General features: G+C 62.0%; 25 protein-coding genes. 8 read left to right on the top strand and 17 right to left on the bottom strand.

Annotation, left to right across the window (positions count from 1 at the left end):
* Positions 1-23 precede the first annotated feature (23 nt).
* Positions 24-947 (top strand): 1-aminocyclopropane-1-carboxylate deaminase/D-cysteine desulfhydrase, encoded by a 924-nt coding sequence (locus CUC44_RS04675; protein WP_425266293.1) that lies wholly within the window; start codon positions 24-26, stop codon positions 945-947.
* A gap of 23 nt (positions 948-970) precedes the next feature.
* Here CUC44_RS04675 and CUC44_RS04680 read toward each other — a convergent pair whose 3' ends face one another.
* A complete protein-coding gene (locus CUC44_RS04680; protein WP_100858813.1) occupies positions 971-2,899 on the bottom strand; it encodes an EAL domain-containing protein in 1,929 nt (642 codons plus the stop codon).
* 520 nt (positions 2,900-3,419) lie between these two features.
* Here CUC44_RS04680 and CUC44_RS04685 point away from each other — a divergent pair.
* Positions 3,420-4,943 carry an EAL domain-containing protein gene (locus tag CUC44_RS04685; RefSeq protein ID WP_100858814.1) on the top strand — a complete coding sequence of 508 codons (1,524 nt, stop codon included), beginning with the start codon at positions 3,420-3,422 and terminating at the stop codon, positions 4,941-4,943.
* Between the two features lie 188 nt (positions 4,944-5,131).
* Complete coding sequence (locus tag CUC44_RS04690; protein ID WP_100858815.1) at positions 5,132-6,223, top strand: calcium:cation antiporter; 1,092 nt, start codon at positions 5,132-5,134, stop codon at positions 6,221-6,223.
* Between the two features lie 80 nt (positions 6,224-6,303).
* Here CUC44_RS04690 and hutH read toward each other — a convergent pair whose 3' ends face one another.
* The 10 genes from hutH to ftsY form a co-directional block, all read right to left on the bottom strand.
* Positions 6,304-7,836, bottom strand: a complete 1,533-nt coding sequence (gene hutH, locus CUC44_RS04695) for a histidine ammonia-lyase (protein ID WP_100858816.1) — start codon at positions 7,834-7,836, stop codon at positions 6,304-6,306.
* A gap of 1 nt (position 7,837) precedes the next feature.
* The gene (hutU, locus tag CUC44_RS04700; protein ID WP_100858817.1) at positions 7,838-9,541 is read right to left on the bottom strand and encodes a urocanate hydratase; all 1,704 of its coding nucleotides are present in this window, start codon (positions 9,539-9,541) and stop codon (positions 7,838-7,840) included.
* 54 nt (positions 9,542-9,595) lie between these two features.
* Positions 9,596-10,531 carry a formimidoylglutamase gene (gene hutG / locus CUC44_RS04705; protein WP_100858818.1) on the bottom strand — a complete coding sequence of 312 codons (936 nt, stop codon included), beginning with the start codon at positions 10,529-10,531 and terminating at the stop codon, positions 9,596-9,598.
* On the bottom strand, positions 10,524-11,759 hold the full coding sequence (gene hutI, locus CUC44_RS04710; RefSeq protein WP_100858819.1) for an imidazolonepropionase: 1,236 nt from the start codon (positions 11,757-11,759) through the stop codon (positions 10,524-10,526). The genes hutG and hutI overlap by 8 nt, the downstream gene beginning before the upstream one ends.
* A gap of 155 nt (positions 11,760-11,914) precedes the next feature.
* Complete coding sequence (hutC, locus tag CUC44_RS04715; RefSeq protein WP_100858820.1) at positions 11,915-12,619, bottom strand: histidine utilization repressor; 705 nt, start codon at positions 12,617-12,619, stop codon at positions 11,915-11,917.
* 11 nt (positions 12,620-12,630) lie between these two features.
* Positions 12,631-13,287, bottom strand: a complete 657-nt coding sequence (gene can, locus CUC44_RS04720) for a carbonate dehydratase (protein ID WP_100858821.1) — start codon at positions 13,285-13,287, stop codon at positions 12,631-12,633.
* A 138-nt stretch (positions 13,288-13,425) separates the two neighbouring features.
* Positions 13,426-14,280: an RNA polymerase sigma factor RpoH gene (rpoH, locus tag CUC44_RS04725; protein WP_100858822.1), complete on the bottom strand. Its 855-nt coding sequence runs from the start codon at positions 14,278-14,280 to the stop codon at positions 13,426-13,428.
* A 464-nt stretch (positions 14,281-14,744) separates the two neighbouring features.
* Positions 14,745-15,698: a permease-like cell division protein FtsX gene (gene ftsX / locus CUC44_RS04730; RefSeq protein ID WP_100858823.1), complete on the bottom strand. Its 954-nt coding sequence runs from the start codon at positions 15,696-15,698 to the stop codon at positions 14,745-14,747.
* Positions 15,698-16,372: a cell division ATP-binding protein FtsE gene (ftsE, locus tag CUC44_RS04735; protein WP_100858824.1), complete on the bottom strand. Its 675-nt coding sequence runs from the start codon at positions 16,370-16,372 to the stop codon at positions 15,698-15,700. Before ftsE ends, ftsX begins: the two co-directional genes overlap by 1 nt.
* Positions 16,373-16,442: 70 nt before the next feature.
* Positions 16,443-18,278, bottom strand: coding sequence for a signal recognition particle-docking protein FtsY (gene ftsY / locus CUC44_RS04740; RefSeq protein WP_100858825.1), 1,836 nt, complete (start codon positions 18,276-18,278; stop codon positions 16,443-16,445).
* 111 nt (positions 18,279-18,389) lie between these two features.
* Here ftsY and rsmD point away from each other — a divergent pair, with 111 nt between their 5' ends.
* Positions 18,390-19,019 carry a 16S rRNA (guanine(966)-N(2))-methyltransferase RsmD gene (gene rsmD / locus CUC44_RS04745; RefSeq protein WP_100858826.1) on the top strand — a complete coding sequence of 210 codons (630 nt, stop codon included), beginning with the start codon at positions 18,390-18,392 and terminating at the stop codon, positions 19,017-19,019.
* Positions 19,020-19,139: 120 nt separating this feature from the next.
* Positions 19,140-19,451 (top strand): DUF1145 domain-containing protein, encoded by a 312-nt coding sequence (locus CUC44_RS04750; protein ID WP_100858827.1) that lies wholly within the window; start codon positions 19,140-19,142, stop codon positions 19,449-19,451.
* Positions 19,452-19,494: 43 nt separating this feature from the next.
* Here CUC44_RS04750 and CUC44_RS04755 read toward each other — a convergent pair whose 3' ends face one another.
* Both CUC44_RS04755 and fabR read right to left on the bottom strand, forming a co-directional pair.
* Positions 19,495-19,860, bottom strand: coding sequence for a YijD family membrane protein (locus CUC44_RS04755; RefSeq protein ID WP_100858828.1), 366 nt, complete (start codon positions 19,858-19,860; stop codon positions 19,495-19,497).
* Between the two features lie 17 nt (positions 19,861-19,877).
* The gene (gene fabR, locus CUC44_RS04760; RefSeq protein WP_100858872.1) at positions 19,878-20,498 is read right to left on the bottom strand and encodes an HTH-type transcriptional repressor FabR; all 621 of its coding nucleotides are present in this window, start codon (positions 20,496-20,498) and stop codon (positions 19,878-19,880) included.
* A gap of 149 nt (positions 20,499-20,647) precedes the next feature.
* On the opposite strand from fabR, the gene CUC44_RS04765 reads away from it, so the two are divergent.
* On the top strand, positions 20,648-21,766 hold the full coding sequence (locus CUC44_RS04765; RefSeq protein ID WP_100858829.1) for an acyl-CoA desaturase: 1,119 nt from the start codon (positions 20,648-20,650) through the stop codon (positions 21,764-21,766).
* Between the two features lie 463 nt (positions 21,767-22,229).
* On the opposite strand, the gene CUC44_RS04770 is transcribed toward CUC44_RS04765, so the two are convergent.
* Positions 22,230-23,480, bottom strand: coding sequence for a phospholipase D family protein (locus CUC44_RS04770; protein ID WP_100858830.1), 1,251 nt, complete (start codon positions 23,478-23,480; stop codon positions 22,230-22,232).
* 75 nt (positions 23,481-23,555) lie between these two features.
* On the opposite strand from CUC44_RS04770, the gene CUC44_RS21080 reads away from it, so the two are divergent.
* On the top strand, positions 23,556-23,714 hold the full coding sequence (locus CUC44_RS21080) for a hypothetical protein (RefSeq protein ID WP_167388776.1): 159 nt from the start codon (positions 23,556-23,558) through the stop codon (positions 23,712-23,714).
* Positions 23,715-23,718: 4 nt separating this feature from the next.
* Here CUC44_RS21080 and CUC44_RS04775 read toward each other — a convergent pair whose 3' ends face one another.
* From CUC44_RS04775 to tatA, 3 genes are all read right to left on the bottom strand, one after another.
* A complete protein-coding gene (locus CUC44_RS04775) occupies positions 23,719-25,191 on the bottom strand; it encodes an MltF family protein (RefSeq protein ID WP_100858831.1) in 1,473 nt (490 codons plus the stop codon).
* Between the two features lie 122 nt (positions 25,192-25,313).
* Positions 25,314-25,610: a YfcZ/YiiS family protein gene (locus CUC44_RS04780; RefSeq protein WP_100858832.1), complete on the bottom strand. Its 297-nt coding sequence runs from the start codon at positions 25,608-25,610 to the stop codon at positions 25,314-25,316.
* A gap of 14 nt (positions 25,611-25,624) precedes the next feature.
* A complete protein-coding gene (gene tatA, locus CUC44_RS04785) occupies positions 25,625-25,786 on the bottom strand; it encodes a twin-arginine translocase TatA/TatE family subunit (RefSeq protein ID WP_100858833.1) in 162 nt (53 codons plus the stop codon).
* Positions 25,787-26,057: 271 nt separating this feature from the next.
* Here tatA and CUC44_RS04790 point away from each other — a divergent pair.
* A partial coding sequence (locus CUC44_RS04790) for a LysR substrate-binding domain-containing protein (protein WP_100858873.1) occupies positions 26,058-26,977 on the top strand: 920 nt, incomplete at its 3' end.

Raw genomic sequence — 26,977 nt, forward strand, 5'->3', positions numbered from 1 at the left:
CAGACGATGCATTGATGGCCATGATGTCCAGCCAAGCAGAGGCACCGTTGGCACCCAGCCAGCTCCCCTCGCCGCTACACCCTATTCATCATCCCCTGCTGGATGCCCACGGGGTTAAGCTCTGGTGCAAGCGGGATGATCTGATCCATCCGACCATCTCGGGTAACAAGTGGCGCAAGCTCAAATATCACCTGCAACAGGCCCAGGCTCTGGGCAAGACTCACCTGCTCTCATTCGGGGGCGCCTACTCCAATCACATCCATGCACTGGCGGCGGCGGCGGGGCTCAGGTCTGGACTGCGCACCACGGGCATCATACGCGGTGAAGCCGGGATCGTCAGCAACTCAACCCTGAGCGCGGCCAAGGGCTGGGGCATGGAACTCATCTTCGTGGACCGCCAGAGCTACCGTCGGCGCCAGGATCCCGACTGGCTGGCCCAGTTCGCCGCGCCGGATACCCTGATAGTGCCGGAGGGGGGGAGCAGCCCGCTCGCCATCCCGGGAGTGGCCGAACTGGTGGCCGAGGTGCCCTTCTCGCCGGATCTCTGGGTACTGCCCTGCGCCAGTGGTGGCACCCTGGCGGGCCTCATCGCAGGCAAGCGGGAGCAGGAGCAGATCCTGGCCGTCGCCGTGCTCAAGGGAGGGGCCTTCATCCAGGACGAGGTGTGCCGGCTCCATCCTGCCGCCGCCACGACCCCGGGCTGGCGGATAGCGCTCGATCACCACGATGGTGGCTATGCCAAGTTCAGTCAGGCCATGTGGCAGTGGGTGCAGGCATTCAGCACCGAGACCGGTCTGCCCCTCGAGCCCATCTACAGCGGCAAGGCCATGTGGGGTCTGTTTCGGGAGCTGGCCGCCGGCCGGATCCCCCGTGGCAGCGAGATCGTCTTCATCCACACCGGCGGCCTGCAGGGGTTGGCCGGCCTGAGAGAACAGGGCCGCCTCTGAGGCGGCCTTGATTTACGGCTCACTCAAGCCTCGTAGGTATTCATCACCAGTTGCCGCGGTTCGGCGAACCAGGGACCCTGGCCCGCGTGTACGCCCAGATGGCGCAGCATCTTCCACTCGTCACCACTCTCCACCCCGACCGCGATCACCCGGGTCTGGGTGTTGGCGCAGCCGCCGACTAGGCTGCGCACCGCCATCTGGTTGACCTGCCGCAGGTGGATCTCCCGCACCAGGCTGGGGTGCAGCTTGAGGAAGTTGATCTCGAACTCCTTGATGTATTGGGTGCTCACCACGTCCTGACCGGCGTGATCGATGGCCAGCTGGCAGCCCAGCATGCGCAATGCCCGCAGCGGCCGCTTGAGGGCCTCGTAGTGGCGCGTCACCTGGGATTCAGACAACTGCAACACCAGGCTCTCGTTGGTGCTGCGCGGCAGTTGGAACAGATCGAAGAAGAGTTCACGCTGGAACTGGCGATTGAGCAGGCTCTGGGCGCAGAGCGACACACAGACGGGACAGCTCGGCTCGGGGCGCTGCCGCAGCAGGCGCAGGGTCCAGGCCACCACCAGCTTGTCCAGGGGGAGCAAGAGTCCGGCCTTCTCCGCCATCGGCATGAAGACCCCCGCCTGCAGCTCTCTATCGTGCTCATCATGGATTCGGATCAGCAGCTCCTGCTGCAACACCACCTGATCCTGCTCCTGCTGTACCGGTTGCAGGTAGAAATGCACCCCCTGCTCCTCGATACGACGGGTGATCAGGGTACGCCAACGCACGGTTCCCTTGCTGCTCGGCTCCTCATCCAGGGATTTCTCGAACAGGAACCAGCCGGAGTGCCCCTGCAGGCGTGCGCTCTTGAGGGCCAGCTCCGCCTCCTCCTGCACCTTGAGCAGGGAGTCCTGGGCCTGATAGCAGACGGCACCGAGGTAGACGGCGGTCTCGACATTGACCGAGCCAGGCCAGTGCAGCCGTTGCAGACTCTTGAGCAGCTGGCTCGCCCCGTCCACCATCTCGCTCTCGGACATGTTGGGCAGCAGCACGGCAAACACCTGGCCGGCATAACGGGCCTGCAAGGCGCCGCTGTGTTTGCGCACGAAGGTACCGATGGAGGCGCTCGCCTCCATCAGCAGATCCTGGCTCTGACGGCTGGTCAGCTCGGGATCCAGCTCCTCCAGACCGGCCAGCTCGATCAGCAGCACACCGCCGCTGATCACGCTCGCCTCCATGATGGCGCTCTCCAGCCGGTTGTCGAAGAAGAGGCGGTTGCCGATGCCGGTCACCTTGTCGACGAAGGCGTTGCTGCGGATGAAGTTGTCGAACCGGCTGCGCTCCTTGCGGGCATCGGCCAGCTCGGCCAGCAGGTGGTTGAGCGCCTGACTGGCGGAGGCGGGCCACTCGTCGGCAGGATCGTGAGTCAGCTTGGTGAGCTTGCCATCCAGAATCAACTGGGCCCGCTCCGCCAGCAGCTCGGCGCCACGCAGTTGCAACCGCAACCAGCGAATGGAGTACCAGAGGCCGAACACCACTATGGTGACCCCGAGGGAGATGCCGGACATGGCCTGCATGGAGTATTCAAACTCCTTGAACGGCCGATCCAGTTTGAACTCCGCCTGCATGCCGTTCTGGTTGGGGATCGCCTTGCTGTAGGGGATCAGCAGGCTCTCATCGGTCTGCTGCTGGACGTCGCGAAACCAGTAGACCCTCTGCTTGTCTTGGCGGATCTCCAGCTCCACCACGTGGGAGGCGCGCAGCAGGGAAGGCAGCCAGCGCGCCAGATCCTGCTGATCGTCCGTCGCCCCCAGCTGCTTGTCGATGATCTCCACCAGGGAGTCGACCCGGTTCTGCTGCAGCTCCATCCCCATCTGGCGAAAGCTGAACACCCCGCCGAGCAACACCATGGTCATGGCCGCGATCACGCACAGAGTAATAAAGGAGACGAGTTGAGTGGTCAGTTTCATGTGCCTTTCCGTAGCCGACAGCATCCATAAGGGCTCATGGTATCAGCCTTGGCCAAAACCCGCCTATGGATGAAGATCCCGCTTCTGCAAATAAGCGGCTGTGGACTTGCTACCTGCATGGGCACTCATGGCAGGAAAGGGCTGTTTCAAACGGGAGGGTGGCAGAAAATCGGGGGGAAGGTGACTCGCACAAAGAAAAATGGTCCCACAATGGGGACCAAAAGAAACACTCAATATCAAAACTAACACTCTGTGCTACTGACAAAAATAGATACAGGAGTATTGAACACACGGTGAGTCAAACCGCAGGGCTACTCTAAACCAGTTCAGATAAGCTGGACAATTGTTAGATATGACAGGTGGGCGATTGAATTTTCACCAAGCACCAATGGCTAAAACAATATTTATCATTGGCTTAGGTATTAAACACATTAACATTATTTTGTTTTTTCAAATCGAACCAGCTAATGAACTATGATGACATACCTTGGCGCCTCCTCCTTTCACCAGCAGGTATGAGTTGAAACGATTGTCCCCCCTCTGGATCAGCCTGTTGCTGTTCGCGCTCCCCATTCTGGTTGGTTTGTCACTGAACCGGCTGGCGGGCGATCTCCTGGCTCATCACCTGCTGAAACAGAAACGCCTCGAGATCGAGGCCGCCATGGACGAACGCCAGCGGGCGCTGGAGGCCAGTATTGGCGATCAGCTGACCCGCTTCTCCTTCGATTGCGGCGAGCAGGACATGATCCTGCTGCGGGATCCCAAGCATTACAGTCGTCACATCCGGTTGCAGGGGCTGAAGCTGGCCTCGGGCAAGGGCTGTTCCAGCCTGGGGCCGGATCTGCCCATCATTGACGTCAGCAGCCTCCCCGATCCCGCGGTGGACACCTTCGGGCTCACGGCCACCACACCTGAATTCAACACGGAACAGGAGCTGGTCATCTTCTCCAAGCAGAAGGGCAATATCGCCTACTGGGTGCTGAGCAACAGCTGGAGCCACACCATATTGGAGAAACCCTGCCTCGATTGCTTCTATCTGGAACTGATCCCGCTGGTGCCCGGCATCAGCCGCCATGAGCTGTTCCCGCGGGGGGACAAACGCATCAAGGACGAGGCCGGCAGCCAGCGCATCATCTTCACCCCGACCTCCAGCCAGATCCAGCAGGTTCTCTGGGCCGGCAAGGCGCTGCAGCAATACGCTCTCGCCCAGGCCCAGCGCTATGCCATCTGGATTGGCGCCATGCTGGGCGCCCTGCTGCTCGCTGGCTACTGGTTGCTGCGCAACTACCGCCGATCCCTCAAGGGATTGCTGCATACCGGGCTCGTTCACCAGGAGTTCGTTCCCTTCTATCAGCCCATCATCGACAGCCGAACTCGCGTCGTCGTCGGCTTCGAGGCACTGCTGCGCTGGGAGCGAGCGGGGGATCTCACCTCCCCCGGCGCCTTTATCGCCTATGCGGAGGAGCAGGGGCTGATACTGCCGATGACGGAGCAACTGCTGGGCAAGGTGATCGAAGACCTGCCACAGCTGATGCCGGAGCAGTGGGTCAGCGTCAACCTGGTGGCCGCCCACATAGAGCACCCCCACCTGCGCAACCAGTTGCAACGCCACGACTGGCCCTCTCCGGCACGCCTCACCTTCGAGCTCACCGAGCGTGAGCCCATACGGGATATCCAGGCCGCCATCAGCGAGATCACCCTGCTGCAGGAGAAGGGCTATCACTTCAAGCTGGACGACTTCGGCACCGGCTACGGCGGCTTCGCCTACCTGCAGCGCCTGGGCATCCGCCAGATCAAGATCGACAAGATGTTCATCGACACCATAGGCACGGACGATCCCAAGCGTAACCTGCTGGACGCCATCATCGCCTTCGGCCGCAAGTCGGACATGGAGATGATCGCAGAGGGGGTCGAGACCCAGGCCCAGGTCAATTACCTGGCCCTGCACGGTGTCTACCTGATCCAGGGCTATCTGTTCGCCCGTCCCATGCCGCTGCACGAGTTGCTGCAATGGCAACAGCTGCCGGCCACAGAGTCGGCCTAGGCCGCTTGTTCGGCGATCGGACGCCGGTGACTGCGGGGCTGGGATGAGGGAGGGTAAACCCATCCCATCAAAATGATTTTCCCCGAACCAGGCAACAGCCCTTATCATATGCAGATTCGTCATGGTCCATGCCGGACTTGTCCTTTTCCCCGTCGGCTCACGCCGCCCCGAGATGAGAACCACTGCCTATGAAGTCATTTATCCGGCAAGAGATTGCCCTGTTCGTCGGCCTGCTGACCTTGCTGTTCTTCAAGACGCTGGGCGGCGACCTGCTGACAGAGGCCACCCCCCTTGCTGTCTATCTGCCGGTGTCGCTGGCCCTGCTCGCCATCGTCACCTGGGCCATCTTCTCGGTCGTGCGCCACTCGGATGCCCTGGCCATCAAGCTGGGCGAACCCTTCGGCACCCTGATCCTGACCCTGTCGGTCATCTCGCTGGAAGTGGTGATGATCTCCTCCGTCATGCTGACCGGCAAACCCAACCCCGAGATGGCGCGAGACACCATGTTCGCCGTGGTGATGCTGGTGACCAATGGCCTGGTGGGCTTCACCCTGCTGTTTGGCGGCTGGCGCTACCACACCCAGAGCTTCAACCTGGATGGGGTCAAATCCTATCTGGTAGCCATCATCCCCCTGGCCCTGCTCTGCCTGGTGCTGCCGAACTTCACCGAGGGTGGCAACATAGGCGGCATGTCCCGCGCCATGTCCTGGATGCTGATCATCATCTCCATCCTGCTCTACGGCGTCTTCCTGCTGATCCAGACCCGCAGCCACAGCCACTTCTTCGTCGACAGCGATCACGAGGATCACGAAGAACACCACGGCCCGCTGCAGAGCAACGTCTACCACACCCTGCTGCTGCTCGCCTATCTGGTGGTGGTGATCCTGCTGGCCAAGACCCTCGCCATCCCCATCAACTACGGGGTCCATGTGATGGACGCCCCGGCGGCCCTGGGTGGCTTCATCGTGGCCTGTATCGTGTTGGCGCCCGAGGCGGTCGGTGCCATCAAGGCGGCATTCAACAACCAGTTGCAGCGCGCCATGAACCTCTATTTCGGATCCGTGCTGGCCACCATAGCGCTCACGGTACCGGCCGTGCTGTTTATCGGGGCCATGATGGGCCAGGAGGTGCGTCTCGGTCTCTCTGCCGCCGACATGGTGCTGCTCATCACCACCCTAATGGTCTGCAAGGTGACCTTCAGCAGCGGTCGCACCAATGCCCTGCACGGTGCCACCCACCTGGTGCTGTTCGTGGTCTATCTGTTCCTGATGTTCGAGTAAGCCTAGTTAGCGCCAGCTTCGATACAAAGCGAAAAGACCGCCCTCGGGCGGTCTTTTTTATGGGCCAATCATGCTTGGGATCAGAGGCTCGGCAGCACACCGGCCGGGATCAGATCGTTGTAGCTGGCGGCGCCCAGCAGGGCGGCGGCGGCTTCGATGTCCGGCGAGAAGTACCTGTCCTTGTCGTAGAAGCTGACCTCTTCACGCAAGCGTCCCTTGGCCAGCTCGATGAGTTCGGTGCTGCGCAGGGGGGCGCGGAAATCCAGCCCCTGGGCCGCCGCCAGCAGCTCCACCGCCAGGATGCCGCGGGTATTTTCCGCCATGTCAGCCAGGCGGCGACCGGCGAAGGTCGCCATGGAGACGTGATCCTCCTGGTTGGCTGAGGTGGGCAGGCTGTCCACCGAGGCCGGGTGGGCCAGGGTCTTGTTCTCGGAGGCCAGCGCCGCCGAGGTGACCTGGGCGATCATGAAGCCCGAGTTCACCCCGCCGTTGTTCACCAGGAAGGCCGGCAGACCGGACATGCGGGAGTCGATCAGCAGGGCCATGCGTCGCTCGGAGAGCGACCCTATCTCGGCGATGGCCAGGGCCAGGTTGTCGGCGGCGAAGGCCACGGGTTCTGCGTGGAAGTTGCCGCCGGAGAGGATCTCCTCATCGTCGGCGAACACCAGGGGGTTGTCGGAAACCGCGTTGGCCTCGCACACCAGCACCTCGGCGGCCTGACGGATCTGGGTCAGACAGGCGCCCATCACCTGGGGCTGGCAGCGCAGGGAGTAAGGATCCTGCACCTTCTCGCAGTTGTGGTGGGACATGCCGATCTCGCTCTCCTCTACCAGCAGGTGACGATAGCAGGCGGCCGCGTCGATCTGGCCGCGCTGGCCGCGCACCGCGTGGATGCGGGCATCGAACGGACGACGACTGCCGAGCGCCGCCTCCACGCTCATGGCACCGATTGTGATGGCGCCGGCGTAGAGATCCTCGGCGTGGAACAGCCCCTCCAGCGCGAAGGCCGTGCTGGCTTGGGTGCCGTTGAGCAGGGCCAGCCCCTCTTTCGGCGCCAATGAGATGGCCTCCAGACCCGCGATCTTGAGCGCCGCGGCGGCATCCATCAGCTCGCCCTTGTGGCGGGCCTTGCCCTCTCCTATGAGCAGACAGCTCATGTGGGCAAGTGGCGCGAGATCGCCGGAGGCACCGACGGAGCCCTTCTTCGGCACGACCGGGTAGACCTCGGCATTGATGAGTCGCATCAGGGCCTGCAGCACCTCCAGCCGGATGCCGGAGAAGCCACGGGCCAGGGAGTTGACCTTGAGCACCATCATCAGCCGTACGCTGGCGTCATCCATGTACTCGCCAATCCCGGCCGCGTGGGACAGCACTATGGAGCGCTGCAGCTCGTCCAGCTGTTCCACAGGGATGCGGGTATTGGCCAGCAGGCCGAAGCCGGTGTTGATGCCGTACACGACGCGATTTTGCTCGATCACCTTGGTGACCACGGCCGCCGAGGCCTCGATGGCGGGCTTGGCGGACGGATCCAGGCTGATATGAACCGGCTCGCGGCTGACGCGGCGCAGGGTGGCTAGGGTCAGTTCACCGGGTAACAGATTGAGTTCAAACATCTTATTTCACTCCTTTGCCAGCAGCAGCCAGCATGGGCAAGTCCAGTTTCGCCTCATGGGCACAATCGATGGCAATCTCGTAGCCCGCATCCGCGTGACGCATCACGCCGGTGGCCGGATCGTTGCGCAGCACTCGGCCGATCCGCTTGGCGGCGTCATCCGTGCCATCACAGACGATGACCACGCCCGAATGCTGGGAGAAGCCCATGCCCACACCGCCGCCGTGATGCAGGGAGACCCAGGTAGCGCCGCCCGCAGTATTCAGCAAGGCATTGAGCAGGGGCCAGTCGGAGACCGCATCCGAACCATCCATCATGGATTCCGTTTCCCGGTTCGGACTCGCCACCGAGCCGGAGTCCAGGTGATCGCGACCGATCACCACGGGGGCCTTCAGCTCGCCGCTTTTGACCATCTCGTTGAAGGCGAGGCCGAGGCGCACTCTATCCTTGACCCCGACCCAGCAGATCCGCGCCGGCAGGCCCTGGAAGGCGATGCGCTCGCGGGCCATGTCGAGCCAGTTGTGCAGGTGAGGATCGTCCGGGATCAACTCCTTGACCTTCTGATCCGTCTTGTAGATATCTTCCGGATCGCCAGACAGGGCCACCCAGCGGAATGGGCCTATGCCCTCGCAGAACAGCGGGCGTATGTAGGCGGGCACGAAGCCCGGGAAGTCGAAGGCGTTCTTCACCCCCTCCTCCAGCGCCATCTGACGGATATTGTTGCCGTAATCCAGGGTCGCCGCACCGCGGCCCTGCAGGGTCAGCATGGCTTCCACCTGGCGAGCCATGGAGTGGCGGGCGGCCTGATTCACTTCCTGGGGCGCCGTTTTTTGCAGCTCACGCCACTGGGAGACGCTCCAACCCTGGGGCAGGTAGCCGTGAATGGGGTCATGGGCTGAGGTCTGGTCGGTCACCACGTCCGGGGTGATGCCACGGGCCACCAGCTCGGCGAACACATCGGCGGCATTGCCGAGCAGGCCAACGGAGACGGCGGTGCCGCTGCGTTTGGCATCCTCGACCATGGCCAGCGCCTCGTCCAGGCTGTGGGCCTTCTTGTCCACATAGCGGGTCTTCAAGCGAAAATCGATGCGGGTCTCGTCGCACTCCACGGCGATCATGGAGAAACCCGCCATGGTCGCGGCCAGGGGCTGAGCGCCACCCATGCCGCCGAGGCCACCGGTCAGGATCCAGCGACCCGCGGGCTTGCCGTCGAAGTGCTGGTTTGCCACCGCGAAGAAGGTCTCGTAGGTGCCCTGCACTATTCCCTGGGTGCCTATGTAGATCCAGGATCCGGCGGTCATCTGGCCGTACATCATCAAGCCCTTCTTATCGAGCTCGTTGAAGTGCTCCCAGTTCGCCCAGTGGGGTACCAGGTTGGAGTTGGCAATCAGCACCCGAGGCGCATCCTTGTGGGTCTGGAACACCCCGACCGGCTTGCCGGATTGCACCAGCAGGGTCTGATCCTCCTCGAGCCGGGTCAGCACCTCAACGATCTTGTCATAGCAGGCCCAGTTGCGGGCGGCGCGGCCTATGCCGCCGTACACCACCAGGGACTGGGGATGCTCGGCCACCTCCGGATCCAGGTTGTTCATCAGCATCCGCAGGGGCGCCTCGGTGAGCCAGCTCTTCGCCGTCAGCTCGGTGCCGCGGGGGGCACGGATCACGCGATTGGGATCGTGGCGGGGATCCTGGTGTTGCACAGACATACACACTCCTTGTTTATCGATACAGCAACATGGCGACCTGCCTTCGGCAGAGCGCTACTTGGTTAACTGGTGGACCAGCCGGGCGGCCACGCGGGCGCTGCGGTTGTCCTGATCCAGGTTCGGGTTGTACTCGGCCAGGTCGGCGAGCCTGAGCTTGCCGCTGGCCCGGATATGGGCGATCAGAGGTTCTATGACCGCTAGCTCGACGCCACGGGCGGCGGGGGCACTCACCCCCGGCATGACGGCAACCGGCAGCACATCGAGATCGATGGTGAGATAGAGGTGATCACAGCGGGCGATAAAGGCATCCAGACCGTTCAGCAGCTCGGGCAGATCACTCTGGGTCATGGCCTCGTCCAGCACGTGCCAGACCCCCAACGCCTGAGCTCTGGCAAAGAGCGCCGCCGTGTTGGCGGCCTCGGCTACCCCGAGGCAGGCGTAGTGAAAGGCGCTGCCCTGAGCGGCGCACTGTTCGGCAATCTGGAAGAAGGGGGTGCCGGAGCTCGCCTGCTCCAGCTTCATGCGCAGATCGAAGTGGGCATCCAGATTGATGATCCCCACCTTGCCCTTGCCAGCCAGATGACGGTTGAGGCCGCTCCAGCTACCGAAGGCCACCTCGTGGCCTCCGCCGAGCACCAGCGGGAAATGTCCCTCGCCCAGCAGGCGGGCGATCCGCTGCGCCAATCGGTCGTGGGCGGCATCGAGATCGCCGTCTTCACAGGCCAGATCGCCACTGTCGTAAACCGGTTGGCTCAGATGCCAGGCACTGTTGGCCAGCAGCTTGCGAATCGCCTGAGGCGCGGCGGCGGCCCCCACACGCCCCTTGTTGCGGCGCACGCCTTCATCGCAGGCAAAACCCACCAGGGCCACACCGGGAGCCACATCCTCTTGCCAGGGCCGCACCCTGTCGTGCCAACGCAGGGCCAGTTCTCCATCTTCCGGATCCTGGCGCCCCTGCCAGACGCTCATGTCTATGTGCAACTCAGCCATGATGGGTCTCCTCACCGTTGACCACCCGGCTCACCAGCTGATCGACGCCGATGAGGTAGCTGAGCTCGGCAGGATGGTGGCAATTCCAGACCAGAAAGTCCGCCAGCATGCCCACTCTCAACTGCCCGAGCCTCTCCTGCTCCCCCAGCGCCTGGGCGGCGTGGCGGGTGACCCCGGCCATGGCCTCGACCGGCGTCAGGCCGAACAGGGTGCAGGCCATGTTCATGGCCATGCGCAGGGAGACGATGGGCGCCGTGCCCGGGTTGATGTCGGAGGAGACCGCCATGGGCACTCCGGCCCGGCGCAGCGCCTCGACCGGCGGCAACTTGGTCTCTTTCAGGAAGTAAAACGCGGTGGGCAACAGGGTCGCCACCACGCCGCGATGGGCCAGCGCCTGGATCCCCGCAGAATCCAGATACTCAAGGTGGTCCACCGAGAGGGCTCCAAAGTGGGCGGCAAGCGTGCTGCCCCCGAGATTCGAGAGCTGATCCATGTGTCCCTTCACCGCCAGACCGTATTGATCCGCCGCCAGATAGACCTGCTCTGTCTGGGCAAGCGAGAAACCTATGTGCTCGCAGAAGACGTCCACCGCATCCGCCAGACCCGCCTCGGCGGCCGCCGGGATGATCTCCTGGCAGATGGTCTCGACCCAGGAGTCGGGATCGTCGCGAAACTCGAGTGGCACCGCATGGGCGGCCAGCAAGGTGGTCTTGACCCGGATCGGCAGCGCCTCCCCGAGGCGGCGGGCGACCCGCAGCATCTTGAGCTCGTCCGCCAGGGTGAGGCCGTAGCCGGACTTGATCTCGACCGTGGTGACCCCTTCCCGGATCAGGGACTTGATCCTCGGCACCGCCAGCTCATAGAGCTGATCCTCGCTGGCTGCCCGGGTGGCCCGCACTGTGCTGAGGATGCCACCGCCCTTGCGGGCGATGTCGGCGTAGGGCACGCCCTTCTGGCGCTGTTCAAACTCCTCGGCGCGGCTGCCGGCGAAGATGAGGTGGGTGTGGCAATCGATGAGGCCAGGGGTCACCAGCCGACCCTTCATGTCTCGCCAGTGAGCCGGGTGCGGCCCCTTGAGATCCTGCATGGGCACCAGGGCGTGGATCTTGCCCTCGTGTACCCCAAGGGCATGAGGTTCCAGCAGGCCGTAGTCCACCAGATCGGGGCGCAGGGTGGCAGGCATCACATTGAGCCAGACCCGCTCGCAGCTTAACAGTTCCTTGTTCATAGCGACCTCAAATGTATATACAATAATTTATAGCCGATCCCTGACGAGAAAGATAGGATCGAGTTCACATCTTGATAACAGCTATTTCATTAGAGTTTAAACACAAAAAAGCCCACCGAGTGGTGGGCTTTTGAAAGGTCTATATGTATATACAATTAGGTTAGTCGGGTCTTGGAGCTCAGCTTGTAGCGGGATCCCGGCGACAGCAGCCTGGCGTAGGAGACCAGATAGCCGTCCGACCAGGTGCGCCGGTGCAACAATAGGCAGGGGGTATCGACTCGTACCTGCAACAATCCCGCTTCACCTGCACTCGGCAACACGGCCTCCACCACATGCTCCATCTCGGAGAGGGGGCAGATCTCCATCAGATAGCTGTTCGGTGTCTGACGGGTGAAATCCTGCTCGCCATAGTCCGGCAGACGCTCCGCATCGACGAAACGCTCCTCCAGCTGCAGCGGCTCCCCATCGGCCTGGTGGACGATGAGGCTGTGGAAGGTGGGGGCCCCCACCCGCAACCCGAGCCGCACCGCCACCTTCTCGTCGGCGGCCTGACGCTGCAGGCGGATCACCCGGGCGCTGTACTGGCTGCCCCGCTCGGCGATCTCGTCGGCGATGTTGCGGATGGCCAGCAGGGGCGACTCGGCGCGCCGATCCGCCACGAAGCTGCCGGAGCCGGCGGTGCGCACCAGCCAGCCTTCAGTCACCAGCTCACGCAGGGCCTTGTTGACCGTCATCCGGCTCACGGAGAACTGCTCGCACAGGGCCGCCTCGGTCGGGATCTGATCGCCGGACTGATAGTGGCGCTCGCGGATCCCGTCGAGAATGTGCTGCTTGATCTGCAGGTAGAGCGCGGGCGCCAAGGATCAGCGCCTCAGCGGCGACGGGGCGGACGCATGTCCGGCCAGGCGCGGTAAACGTCGGCAATCTGATCCGGACCGCTGATGCAGAGATCCAGATCGTGCAGCAGACCGTCCTTGATGCCGTAGATCCAGCCATGCACCGCCAGCTCCTGCCCTTTGCGCCAGGCGTTCTGGATGATGGTGGTATGGCAGACGTTGGCCACCTGCTCGGCCACGTTCAGCTCGCACAGATAGTCGTGACGCTCGTGCTCGTCCTCGATGGCATCGAGCTGCTCGCGGTATTTGAAGTACACATCCTTGATGTTGCGCAGCCAGTTGTCGATGAGACCCAGCTCGGTGTTCTTCATGGCCGCCAGCACGCCGCCACAGCCGTAGTGGCCGCAGACGATGATGTGCTTCACCTTGAGCACCTCGACCGCATATTGCAGCACGGAGAGGCAGTTGAAGTCGGTATGCACCACCAGGTTGGCGACGTTGCGGTGAACGAAGACATCCCCCGGCAGCAGGCCCATCAGCTGGTTGGCGGGCACCCGGCTGTCGGAGCAGCCGATCCAGAGATATTCAGGTGCCTGCTGGGCGGAAAGGGTCGCGAAGAACTCGGGATCCTCGGCCTTGATCTGCTCCGCCCACTCGCGGTTGTTGGTAAACAGGTCGTTTAACAGTTTCACTTCTGCTCTCCCTAGAGTGTTAATGGCGGCAACATATCATATTCGGCGCCTTTGGGGGCAAGGCGTCGCAACAGATCCGATCTGATGGCGCAGATACAAAAACAGGGCCATCAGGCCCTGCTTTGTCTCTGGAATGCCTCAGGCATCCATGGCGTCTTTCAATTTCTTCAGCGCGTTTTTCTCGAGCTGACGCACCCGCTCTGCCGAGACACCATAAGTATCGGCCAGCTCCTGCAAGGTGGTCTTGCTCTCTTCATCCAGCCAGCGGGCACGGATGATGTGCTGGCTGCGCTCGTCCAGGGTTGCCAGGGCCGCACTCAGGCGACGGGTGGCGTGGTTGTCCCAGTTGTCGTTCTCTATGGTGGCAGCCAGATCGGAAGACTTGTCTTCCAGATAGTGAACCGGGGCGAAGCCACCCTCGTCTTCATCATCGCCGACCAGATCGAACGCCTGATCGTAGTTGCTCATCCGGGCTTCCATCTCGGTCACATCGGACGGGGAGACCCCGAGCTCGGCGGCAACGGCCTGCACCTCGTCGTGGCTAAACCAGCCCAGACGCTTCTTGGATTTGCGCAGGTTGAAGAACAGCTTGCGCTGGGCCTTGGTGGTCGCCACCTTGACCATGCGCCAGTTGCGCAGAACATATTCGTGGATCTCGGCCTTGATCCAGTGCACGGCGAAGGAGACCAGACGTACCCCGACACTCGGGTCGAAGCGCTTCACCGCCTTCATCAGGCCGATATTGCCTTCTTGCACCAGATCAGCCTGAGGCAGGCCATAGCCAGCGTAGCTCTTGGCCACGTGAACGACAAAACGCAGGTGCGACATGACCAGCTGACGGGCAGCCTCGAGATCGCCACCCTGCTGCAAGCGCGTCGCCAGTTCACGCTCTTCCTCTGCGCTCAGCACAGGAATCGAGTTAACTGCCTGGATATAGCCTTCCAGACTACCTTGCGGAATCAGAGCCATAGTGCGCTGCAATGAAGTTCCCATGTTCTACCTCTTACTTTTCAATCGAACCAGTCTAACACCCTGAGAGGGTCTGTCTACCGACCGGGGGCCATTCTGCGGCTCACGTCAAACATAAGTCAAACATCAGCCCCAGCGTGAACCCGGCTTATCTTATGCCGACGGGATGAATCATAAATGAACAGTCAAAAAAAAGGGGTCACAGTGAAGGACCCCCGAAAAGTAGCATGCTAAGTCCATTGTTGCGGAGCTCGCAACCTTCACATGCTTGCCAAGTCAGACGAGCAAGGCAGAGGGGCCATACCCGTATACATTCTGTCGCACTAGATAGACTGCTTATAAATCAAAAGGTTCATAGGATCCAGAGAAGATCCTGAACGCAGGCATCATTCAGATTACTCTGAGAAACCTGGCCGTGCCAGAAACGGGCCATTCTTTTACTTGATCCAGTTCGCAAAATCCAGCGCTTTGCACTGCTGGTAAATCAATCAAGATGGTTCTATGTCGCGAATGTGCCTGTGTACCGAAAACCAGGACGCAATCAGCCCCAACAAAGCCCCCAGCAGTATCAGATTGAAGCCATCGGCCGCACCCATGCCCACCAGGCGGAAACTGCTGTTATAGAGCCCGGCCAGCTCCTTCACGACCCCTTCGCTCCAGATCACCATCACCTCGGTCAGCCACCAGGCCAGCATGCCGCCGATCACCCCGAACCAGATGCCGGTATAGAGGAAGGGACGGTGGATGAAGGCATCGGTCGCCCCCACCAGCTTGAGCACCTCGATCTCGGAGCGCTGGTTGAGAATATTCAGCCGCAGTGTGTTGCCGACGATCAGCAGCACGGCGGAGAGCAGCAGCACTGCGATGCCTGTGATGGTGTGGCGCAGCAGGTTCATGATCCCCTGCAACCGGGTCAGCCACTGCAAGTCCAGCTTGCCCTGCTCGATGCCGGGTTCGTTCTCCAGTTTGGCGAGCAGCTCGGCAGCCCCTTCCGGGTTCTGCCAGCGCGGATCCGGGATCACGCTCAGCACGGGCGGCAGCGGGTTGCTGTCGAGGTAATCGAGGGCATCACCGAAGCCGGAGATCTCGCGAAACTCCTTCAGCGCCTCGTCCCGGTTCATATAAGTGACTGATTCCACCTCGGGATATAGCAGGATCCTCTGCTTCATGTCGAGAATGCTCTGCTCCGGCAGGTCTTTGCGCAGATAGAGGGAGATCTGGGAGCTGGTCTGCCAATTGCCCTCCACCACCTCGGCGTTCTTCAGCAACACGTGGAAGCAGGAGGGCAGCGCCAGGCTGACGCCGAGCACCGCCAGCGTCATCAGGGAGGCGAGCGGATTGCGCCACAGCTCCCCCATGCTGGCGAAGGCCTGGCGCAGGTGATCCACCCAGTACATGACCAGCCGGCGTAGCAGGGGTTGTTTATGACGAACGATGGCCATCAGACTTCCTCCTCCGGTTGCTGTGAATACATGCGGCCCGCCTTGAGGGTCAGGGTGCGGTAGCGCATGCGGGCGATGAGCCCCAGATCGTGGGTCGCAATCAGCACTGAGACACCGAAGCGGTTGAACTCTTCGAACAATCGCATGATGTCCATGGAGAGCTGGGGATCCAGGTTGCCGGTCGGCTCATCCGCCAGCAGCAGCGGCGGCTTGTTGACGATGGCGCGGGCGATGCCGACCCGTTGCTGTTCACCGCCAGATAGCATGCGCGGCTGGTAGCGCTCCTTGCCGAGCAGGCCGACCTTGTCCAGCGCAGCCGCCACCCGCTTGTTGATGTCGGCGTGGCTGTAGCCATCGATCACCAGCGGCAGGGCCACGTTGTCGAACACGGTTCTGTCCATCAGCAACCTGTGATCCTGGAAGATCATGCCGATCTGGCGGCGCACATAGGGGATCTGGCCGCGCTTGATCTGGCTGACGTCGTCCCCGTGGAAGAAGACCCGGCCATCGGTCGGCCGCTCCATCACGCTGATGAGCTTGAGCAGGGTACTCTTGCCCGCCCCGGAGTGACCGGTCAGGAAGGCCATCTCCCCCTTGCGCAGGTGGAAACTGACCTTCTGCAGCGCCTGATGGCCACCGCTGTATACCTTGCTGACCTTATCGAAACGAATCATAACGGATCCCTGACATTGACAAGCCCCGACCTGAGTCGGGGCGTGTGACGTTTACTGATCATGCCTGAGCTTACTCATCGCGGCTGAACAGTGCCTCGATAAAGTCGTTGGCGACGAAGGGACGCAAGTCATCTATCCCCTCGCCCACCCCGATGTAACGGATCGGGATCTGGAACTTGTCCGCCATCGCGAAGATGATCCCGCCCTTGGCGGTACCGTCCAGCTTGGTGAGGGTGATGCCGGTCAGGCCCACCGCCTCGCTGAACAGCTTGGCCTGGCTCAGGGCATTCTGGCCTGTGCCCGCATCCAGGGTCAGCATGATCTCGTGGGGGGCTTCCTCGTCCAGCTTCTTCATCACCCGCACCACCTTCTTGAGCTCTTCCATCAGGTTGCTCTTGTTCTGCAGGCGGCCGGCTGTGTCGGCGATCAACACGTCGGCACCACGGGAACGGGCGGCCTCGATGGCATCATAGATGACGGAGGCGGAGTCGGCGCCGGTGTGCTGGGCGATGACCGGAATGTTGTTGCGCTGACCCCAGACCTGCAACTGCTCGACGGCAGCGGCACGGAAGGTGTCACCGGCGGCCAGCATGACGCTCTTGCCCTCGGCCTGAAACTGCTTGGCCAGCTTGCCGATGGTGGTGGTCTTGCCCACCCCGTTGACGCCGACCATCAGGATCACATAGGGCTTCTTGCTGGTGTCGATGACCAGCGGCTTCTCGACCTTGGCCAGTATCTCCCCCATGTCCTGCTTGAGCAGGCCGTAAAGCGCCTCGGCATCCTTGAGCTGCTTGCGATCCGCATGCTGCACTAGGCCGTCTATGATGCGACTGGTGGTATCGACCCCGAGATCCGCAGTCAGCAGCTGGGTCTCCAGCTCCTCGAACAGCTCGTCGTCGATCTTCTTGCCACTGAACAGGCCGAAGAAACCGGAGCCGATATTTTCCTTGGTGCGCACCAGGCTGCGCTTGAGGCGGGCGAAGAAGCCCTCCCGCTGCGGTTTCTCCTGGGTGTCGTCATCCACCTGAGCCGCCAGTGGCAGGGCAGCCAGGGCGGCGGCCTCCATCTCGGCGACCAGGCGCAGATCCTCCGCTCGCTGGGCCTCTTTGGCGATACGGGCTTCTTCGGCGGCCTGTGCTTCGGCGGCGATGCGAGCTTCTTCCGCAGCCTGGGCCTCAGCGGCGATGCGGGCTTCTTCCGCAGCCTGAGCCTCGGCGGCAACGCGAGCCTCTTCCGCAGCCTGAGCTTCGGCGGCAACGCGAGCGTCCTCAGCAGCCTGAGCCTCAGCGGCAACGCGAGCCTCTTCCGCAGCCTGAGCCTCGGCGGCAAGGCGAGCCTCTTCGGCAGCCTGGGCTTCGGCGGCAAGGCGAGCTTCTTCGGCAGCCTGGGCTTCGGCGGCGATGCGAGCCTCCTCGGCAGCCTGCGCCTCGGCGGCAATGCGGGCTTCTTCCGAAGCCTGAACTTCAGCGGCAACGCGAGCCTCTTCGGCAGCCCGAGCCTCGGTGGCGATGCGAGCCTCTTCCGTAGCCTGAGCTTCGGCGGCAAGGCGAGCTGCCTCGGCAGCCTGTGCCTCGGCGGCAATGCGGGCTTCTTCCGCAGCCTGAGCCTCGGCGGCAAGGCGAGCTTCCTCTGCGGCCTTGGCTTCGTCGGCGATCAGCGCCTCGTTGACGATGACGGGCTCGAGCTCGGACTCACACTCTTCCACCACCAGAGGACCTTCATCCGGCGTCGTCGGGAAGGCATCCGGTTGTGCGTCGGTCGGGGGAGTCTCGGCAACGGGAGCCGGGGCAACGCTGGCCTCAGACTCAGGGATCACCGGGGGGGCGTCGGGCGCCTGTGATGGGACGGCCTCAGCCTCTTCTTTCTTGCGGCCGAAACCCAGCCAGGAAAACAAACCTTTTGCCATCTAAAAAATACTCACTTCGTTGGCTGACTGCTAAGATAGCCGTCCCTCGGTGGGGTGGCATAAAAATGAACCGCCTTATACTACCACTTTATTTTCTGACGACGAAACGCGATGCCCAGAGTGAAATCCAGCCGTAGCACCCCCAATAAAAGCCCGATCCCACAGGGAAAAGCGGGCTTTGTAAGAATCATCAGCGGCCAGTGGAAGGGTCGCAAACTGCCGGTCAAGGATCTGGACGGACTCAGGCCCACCACGGACCGTGTCAAGGAAACCATCTTCAACTGGCTGGCGCCCCACGTGCGTGGTACCCGCTGCCTGGATCTGTTTGCCGGCAGTGGCGGCCTGGGGCTGGAGGCCCTGTCCCGCTATGCCGAACAGGTGACCCTGGTCGAGATGGACAAGGGCGCGGCCGATCAGCTCAAGAAGAATCTGGTGGCCCTCGGCAGCCAGCAAGGCCAAGTCATCCAAGCCGATGCGATAAGCTGGTTGCAAGGCCCGGTGACCCCGTTCGATCTGGTGTTCCTGGATCCGCCGTTTCGCCGCGAGCTGCTGCCCCAGGTGTGTGACCTGCTGGAGCAGCGTGGCTGGCTGGCACCGGATGCGCTCATCTATCTTGAACGGGAAAAGGAGATGGCCGATCTGGCCCTGCCCGCCAGCTGGCAATTACTCAAGGACAAGCAGGCCGGTCAAGTCTGTTATCAGCTCTATCTACGAGACACCAAGAATGACGCTGCGGTTTAAACACCGTACGGGAGGGGAAATGGGCGATGTCCCCTCCCCGGTCAATGTGGACAATGACTCAAGGACAAGCAGGTCGATCAGATCAGGTCTGCTATCAGCTCTATGTAAGGGAGATAAACGATGAAGCGCGTGTTTAATCTGTTGGCGATGGGTGTGCTGCTGTTCTTCTGGCTCGGGGTGATCCTCGCCCTGTTTGGTACCCTGCCTGGCAAGCTGAACGGCTTCCTGCCGGTCTGCGGCCTGATCGTGGCCCTGATGCACTGGGTGCAGGCGAGCCTCATCAAGGCGGCCTGCAAGCCCTACTTCGCGGTCACCAGACTCGAGTTCACCCAGGTGCTGATCTTCGGCGTGTTCGGCATGATGGAGATCCGCGCCAAGCTGCAGGCCATCATAGATGCCAAACAGAAAGGGGCGCCCCCGCAGGCCGACTGAGGCTGGCGCCTCACATCCCGACCCCATCCGAAGGAGTGACTCGTCACTCCTTCACTTTTTTCCCCACACTGACACCGAGCTTGATGGAGAGCACGGCGAGCAGCAGCAACATGGCGATCAGGGAGAAGAAATTGCTGCCTAGATCAGGATATTGCACCTTGATCAGCGCCGAATGGCCAAAAACGCCGATGAAAAAGCTGAGCACCATGCAGGTCGGGGTATTTCCCACCATGGGCTCATGGCGATAGTGCTGGTAGAGCTGATAGGCGGCCAGCACCAGGGCGATCAGGGGGAAGAAGGAGAAGGGCACGGCCGACTCGGTCAACACCGACAGGAAGGCGTCGCCACAGATACCGATGAGCAGGGCCAGCAGCAGGGGTTTCTTGGGGATCGCGTTCGGTTCATGCATGGCAGTCCATCCTTGAGTTATGAGAGAGATTCACGACGCTTGCGGTTCAGCACCTCGGCGCCCATGGCGATCATCCGCAACTGGCTGATGGTGCGATCGGAGAGAGCCTTGCACTCCTCGCTGGTCATGTCGAGGGCGTCGGCACCGGCGCTGAAGACGATGGTCACCATGGCTTCGGCCTGGATGTAGGCCTCTTCCCGTGGCGCTTCCGTGGTCGCTTCCAGATAATCGGTCAGTTCGGCGATGAAGTGCTGGATCTCGCGGGCCACCGCCTGGCGGAAGGCCGCCGAGGTACCGGAGCGCTCACGCAGCAGCAAACGGAAGATGTTCGGGTTGTTTTCCACGAATTCCATAAAGGTCTGCACCGAGGTGCTGATGACGCTGCCACCCCCGGCGATGCGCTGACGCGCCTGGCGCATCAGCTGGCGCAGGGTCAGGCCGCCCTCGTCCACCAGGGTCAACCCCAGCTCTTCCATGTCGCGGAAATGGCGGTAGAAGGAGGTCGGGGCTATGCCCGCTTCCCGTGCCACTTCCCGCAGACTGAGGTTGGAGAAACTGCGGTTGGCACAGACTTGACTGAACGCCGCCTCGATCAGCGTACGCCGGGTTTTTTCTTTTTGTTGCGCGCGAATACCCACGAAAACAGTCACCTTGAGGTTAGCGAGGCCAAATGATAACCCGAAGGGCGGGCCGGGATCCGGTTTGTCTCCGACTTTTTTACCATTGACCCACATTCCGGCTCAATGGAGAATGGCGCACAGCTGTTCGCTGAAAGGAGCCGAGTGAAATGGAACGCCCCCCGATCATCATGACCAACACCCTGCTGTTCGCCCTCTCCGGGCTGACGGCACTGATCGCCGTGCCCTGGTACGGGCTGACCCATGGCTACGATCTCTGGCAGTGGCTCAGCTTCCTGCTGCTGTTCTGCTATTGCGGCATCTCCATCACCGCCGGCTACCACCGGCTCTGGTCCCACAAGGCCTACAAGGCGCACCCGATCCTGCAGTGGATCTTCGCCATCGGCGGCGCCCTCGCCCTGCAAAACTCGGCCCTGCACTGGTCGTCGGATCACCGTCGCCACCACCGCCATGTGGATGACAACCATCAGGATCCCTACAGCGCCGGCCGCGGTTTCTGGTACTCCCATATCGGCTGGATGCTGCGGGAATACCAGGGCGAGCGCTACCACGATTACAGCAATGTGCGGGATCTGCAGAGCAACCCCGTCGTCGCCTTCCAGCACAGGCACTATCTGGCACTGACCCTCGGCACCAACATCGGCATCCCGCTGTTGCTGGGGCTGATCCACGGGGATCTGCTCGGCATGTTACTGCTGGCCGGGGTGCTGCGCATGGTGATGACCCATCACACCACCTTCTTCATCAACTCGCTGGCCCACATCTGGGGCAGCCAGCCCTTCACCGACCGCAACAGCGCGCGGGACAACGGCATCCTGGCCTTCTTCACCTTCGGCGAGGGGTACCACAACTTCCACCACCTGTTCGAAAACGACTACCGCAACGGCATCCACTGGTGGCAGTTTGATCCTACCAAGTGGCTGATCCGAAGCGCCGCCTGGTGCGGGCTGGCGAAGGATCTGAGATCCTGCCCGGAGGAGCGCATCGAGCAGGCCAGGCTGCAGATGCAGCTGAAACGGGCCCAGGCCAGGTTGCACAAGGAGGACGATCGGGAGTTGTGGCAGGCGCTGCTGCAGGAGGAGTACGACAAGCTGAGCCAGCAGATCCAGCACTACTACGCCAGCCGCAAGCGGCTGCTGGAGCAGCGCAAACGCAAGGCGCTGGCCCGCTATGACAGGCTCAGGTTGCAGTTGGAGTACCGCACCCTGCGCGATGGCTTCATCGCCAGCAAACGCAACTGGAGCCGACTGTTGGCCGGCCTTGCCTGACGCCGCCATCGCTCATTCGCAAGACCGCCCATTGGCGGTCTTTTTATTGCCATCAGGGGCAGAGTGGCATAAAAAATGGGGCGACATTCGCATGTCACCCCCTCGCAAATAGCATGTTCCATATTGGGATCCGGTCATGACGGGATCTTGTTCCACCTCAGGGGTTTCCGCTCCCCGAAGGCGGCGTCTGCCGGAGCAATCCGACCGACCCATACCCGTATCACCTTCACCCGCACGGCAGACCAGCCACCGTGTTTGTCCTTGCGCTTGAAATACTACGCAGTTAAATAAAATAAAAAACCGTTTTATACGGGCCTGTATGCAAACAGGACAAACTGTCATTGATTTATAACCAGACAAATATCGATTAAAAACAATACGATGAAACATTTCTGCGACATTGGATGGCAAACGTTATCCTCTAAGGCGCACAAGGCTTTGCGAGATCTCGCACAAGAGGACGCTACAGCCAGGGACGCAGCGGCAACCAGTCGCTCACCCTGGCCAGCAGGCGGCGCAGCGCCGACGCCTGTGGCTGCGGGTGCGCGGATGCCTGCAGCCATGGGGTCAGCCAGGATTGCAGCTCGGCGCAGAGCGGCCCGCAGTTCAGATGCAGCATCAGCTCGGTATTGAGCATCAGGGAGCGGGGATCCAGGTTGAAGCTGCCGAGCAGGGCCTCCTCTTCACCCATCAGGATCAGCTTGGCGTGCAGGCTCAGCGCCTCACTCTCCAGCTCATACAGATCGATGCCCTGGCACACCAGCCAGGGGCGGTGGCGGCGATAGGCGCCGTATACCAGGGGCACATCCGTGCTGGCCAATGAGTTGGTCAGGATCCTTATCGCCACCCCGGCCAGCCGCTGGCCCTTGAGGCGGCGACGCAGCCCGCGGGTCAGCACAAGGTAAGGGCTCACCAACGTCAGGGCCCCCAGATTGCCCGCCAGCCTGCGACCAAGCTCGGACGCCATGGTCGGCCGGAAGACCAGTCCCTTGCCCGGCCTGTCGAAACAGAACTCACCCAGACCCGCATGCCAGCGCAGAGGGACCGGCTCGTCGTCAAACAGGCTGGCGGGCAGATCGTAGAGGGCGGCCACCGCCGGCTCGGCCAGGGTGAGCAGGAAGCCGTTTACGCTGGCGACCTCGGCGGGTAGCAGCTTTCGGCGCAGCAGATGCCGGATGGGGTGGCTCCAGCGGCTGCGCCAGTAGAGATCGAAACCCTGCTCTGCCTGCTGGCAGAGCAGGCCCCGGCAGACCAGATCCAGGTCGACGAAATGCGGTGGCTCCCCCAGCCCGAAGTAGCGATCCCCAATGTTGCGACCCCCTATCACCCCCTGGCCGCCATCCACCAGCAACAGCTTGTTGTGCATGCGGTGGTTGATGCGCCGAAAGCTGAGCAGGCCTTCGAGCAACAGGGTCAGCGGTCGCCAGCCTCTGAGCCAGAACGGGTTGAACAGGCGCACCTCTATGCCGGGCTGATGCGCCACCATCTCCAGGAAGCGGTTGTCACCGGCATAGAGATCGTCGATCAAGAGCTGCACCCGCACTCCACGCCTGGCCGCATGCAGCAGTTCGGCCAACAGCAGCTTGCCGCTGCCGTCCTCCTCCCAGCTGTAGTACTGGGCCTGGATCCGGCTGCGGGCACCGCGGATCAACTGGCAACGCAGCTTCAGGGCGGCGTAAGGATCGTCCAGCAAGGCAAATTCGGCGGGGATCAAGCTTCATCTCCCTGTCATTGGGCCATGGCATAACCCGGACAAGCGCCCCGATCGCCACGCACCAAGGAGTCGACCATGGAACTGTGTGACCACCCCTCTTCGCGCCATCAACCGCACGCCAGCCAGCCGGAGCCCGCCGCCGGACCACTGGCCCCCTGGTATCTGCAACACAGGGATCTGGGCTGGGAAGCCCTTGGCGGAGCCCATCAAGAGCACCGCCCCGCTTGGGGATAAGCGCTCAGGGTTGCACCGCCTCTTTGGCTTCTGAGATGGCCTCGGACTTGCCCTCCAGCTGGGGCAGGCTGAAGCGATAGGCCACGTAGTACTTGTAGATGGTGCCGACGTAGTTGATGGGCCCCTGGCCCACCTCGTTGGCCACCAGCTGCTCCACGTTGCCGAACCAGACGTTCGGATCCAGCCCCCTGTCCTTGGCCTTGGCCTGCAGCGCCTGCACCCGGTTGGGCCCAGCGTTGTAGGCCGCCAGCGCGAACAGGTGGCGGTTGATATTGTCCATCTCTGGGTCGTTGAAATAGGTATCCAGGATGTGGCGCATGTAGCGGCAGGCCGCCTCCACATTGCCCTCCAGACTGGTGAGCCTGGCCCCGCGGATCCCCACGGCGCCACCGGTGCTCGGCAGCAGCTGCATGATGCCGACCGCCCCCTTGTTGGATCGGACGTTGGGATTAAGGCCGGACTCCTTGTAGCCGAGCGCCGCCAGCATCAGCCAGTCCAGCTGGTACTTGCTGGCCTGGGTCTCGATCACCTTGCGGATGGTCGACAGCCGCCCCAGGGGATCCGGCGCCAATATGTTGCTCATCTGCTCGCTCTGGGCCAGCAGGCGGCGCAGCGTCATGTCGCTGTAGAGGGTGCGTTTGCTCGCCTCCGAGATGTAGGCGTTCACCGCCTTGAGCAACTCGGGATCGTTCTTGCGCAGGGCCCAGGCGCTGCGGCCCTTGTCCCGCAGCGGGATCAGCTTGTGGGCCTTGAGGCCTCCAATCATGTCGAGCCAGATCCGCCCCTTGAAACTGTCGGTCACGGTGAGCGGTATGATGCCGGCCGCCACCATCTCCATCAGATCCCCGTCCTGCAGATATTCAGGCACCTTCTCGATATAGACGGGGGGCAACCCCAGCTCTCGAAACAGCCAGTTCAGCTGATTGAGGCTCTCATAGTAGCTGGAGCTGGCCCGCACCCAGACCCGTCGCCCGGAGAGCTGAGTGATGCGGTTGAACCCGGGCAGATCCCGTTGGCTCACCACCCACTCCTCGATGGGGGCTATGAGGGGTTGGGAGAAGGCGACCTGCTCGCGCCGGGTCGGGGTCACCGTCATGTTGGCCGCCACCAGATCGCCGCGCCCCTCTGTGAGGTAGTCCAGCAGCTTGTCCTGGCGCACCGGGATATAGATGATCTTGAGTTTGAGTTTCTCTTTAGGGAGGTAGGTCTTGTTCAGCCAGCGCTCGAAGCCCTGCAGCTGATTGACCAGGATGCCGTATTGGGCGCCCTTGTCGAAGAAGAAAAAACCCCGCTCATAGACCACCAGGGCCCTGAGCTCTTTCTTCTGCAGAATATGCTCGAGATCCCCGGCCTGGGGCAGGAGTTTGGGTTTGACGTCAGGGACGCGCGAGGGGGTGGCGCCAGACTGGGGATGGAGATCCGCCGCCAGCAGAGGGAGACACCAGAGGGCCAGCAGGCCCCACATCCATAGCCGCATCTTCTCTCCTTCCGATGACAGACTCCCGTCGGCTGGGTCGCCGGTGGGATAACTCACTATAGAACGGAGAACGGGACTGGAGGGTCAAGACGGCAGGCGAACCTGCCGTCGGATCACAGGGCTCAGATTGAGCGGGCACGCATCTCGAAGATCAGCTTCTCGGCGGTGCAGGTAAATTGCAGGCGGGCCTTGAGGATCACCCCGTCGGCGCCCTGGCTCAGTTCGCTGCTGCACTCGGCTTCGGCGGTGACCTGCTTGGCCAGTGCCTCGTAGGCGGCCAGCTTGGCGCGGGCGTCGGCTTCTGCCGCGGCCTCGATCACCAACTCCATCACATCGTCACCCTCACCTATGATGGTGCCGATCTCGGCCATGCTGCCGCAGCTGTCACAGGTATCCTGCACTTGATCTTTTACAGACATCATTCAACTCCTACTTATTTCGGCTGAGTGTCATCGTCACGCAAGGCCTTGCGAAAGTCCTTGATGGCGGTGCCCAGATCCTCCCCGGCGCCGGCCAGGCGTTTGCTGCCAAACACCAGAACCACGACCACGAGCAGGATCAATAAATGCCAGATATGAATTCCACCGAGTCCCATGGGGATACTCCTGACTGATAGATACCGATTGTTTGTATCAAAAGAAAGCGTAGAGATTGTTGGGCGAAATCAAGGCAGGTGCAAGTTTGCGAATCAATCAGCAAAAAAATACGGCGACCATGGCCGCCGTACGAGTCAGTGCTACTTGTCCCCTCAACCGCTACATCCTGTACCAGCCGCCATGAAGGCGAGAGACGATTCGAGCATAGGGTCGCCAAGTTATGAAAACAAATGGTATAAATTCAACTAAGAATTGAAGAGGATTCATATCATGTTGCTGGAACAGCTCGGACGAATAGACCTTAATCTGTTGATTATCCTGCAAGTATTGCTGGAAGAGCGCAATGGCAGCCGGGCCGCTCGCCGTCTGCACCTGAGTCAGTCCGCCGTCAGCAAGGCCCTGGGTCGGCTGCGGGATACCTTCGACGATCCCCTGTTCGTGCGCTCCGCCTACGGGCTGGATCCCACCCCCCGCGCCCTGGATCTGCAGCAACAGTTGCAGCCCATACTGCTCTCCCTGGACAACCTGATCCAACCGCCGGCCTTCGATCCGGCCAGCACGGAGCGGGAGTTCGTCATCGCCAGCATGGACAGCGCCTTCACCCTGTTCGCCCCCCTCTATCTGAGCGAGCTCAAGCGCCAGGCACCGGGGATCCGGCTGCGTTACGAGGAGTGGACCGAGCACAGCCTGACCGAGATGAGTCAGGGCCAGGTGGATATCGCCTTCACGGTGCGGGAGAACTGCATCACCTCGGACTTTCGCCTCGATACCCTGCCCAACGCCATCTGCCAGCGGCTGCTCGCCATCGACGATCTCACCTGCCTGGTGCAGCAGGATCACCCGGCGCTACAGGAAACCGACTGGGATCTCGCCCGCTACCTGGCCTATCCCCATGTGCAGACCTATTGCGAGGGACGGGATCGCTGGATGCTGGATCACAAGCTGGCGGAGCAGGATCTCTATCGCCGGATCGAGGCGACCGTGCCCTCGTTCGAGGCGGCGCTGCGAATGGGGATGCACTCGGACATGATAGTGACCCTCTCCCGCCTCTACGCCCGCCACGCGACCCAGGTCTATCCGCTGGTGCCCCTGCCCCTGCCGGTGGCGCTGGACAGCATCTCTCACCTGCTGATCTGGCATCAGCGTCACGAGGAGGATCCGGGCCACCGCTGGCTGCGGGAGACCCTGCT

It is taken from the genome of Aeromonas lusitana (genome assembly GCF_002812985.1).
Classification (GTDB): domain Bacteria; phylum Pseudomonadota; class Gammaproteobacteria; order Enterobacterales; family Aeromonadaceae; genus Aeromonas; species Aeromonas lusitana.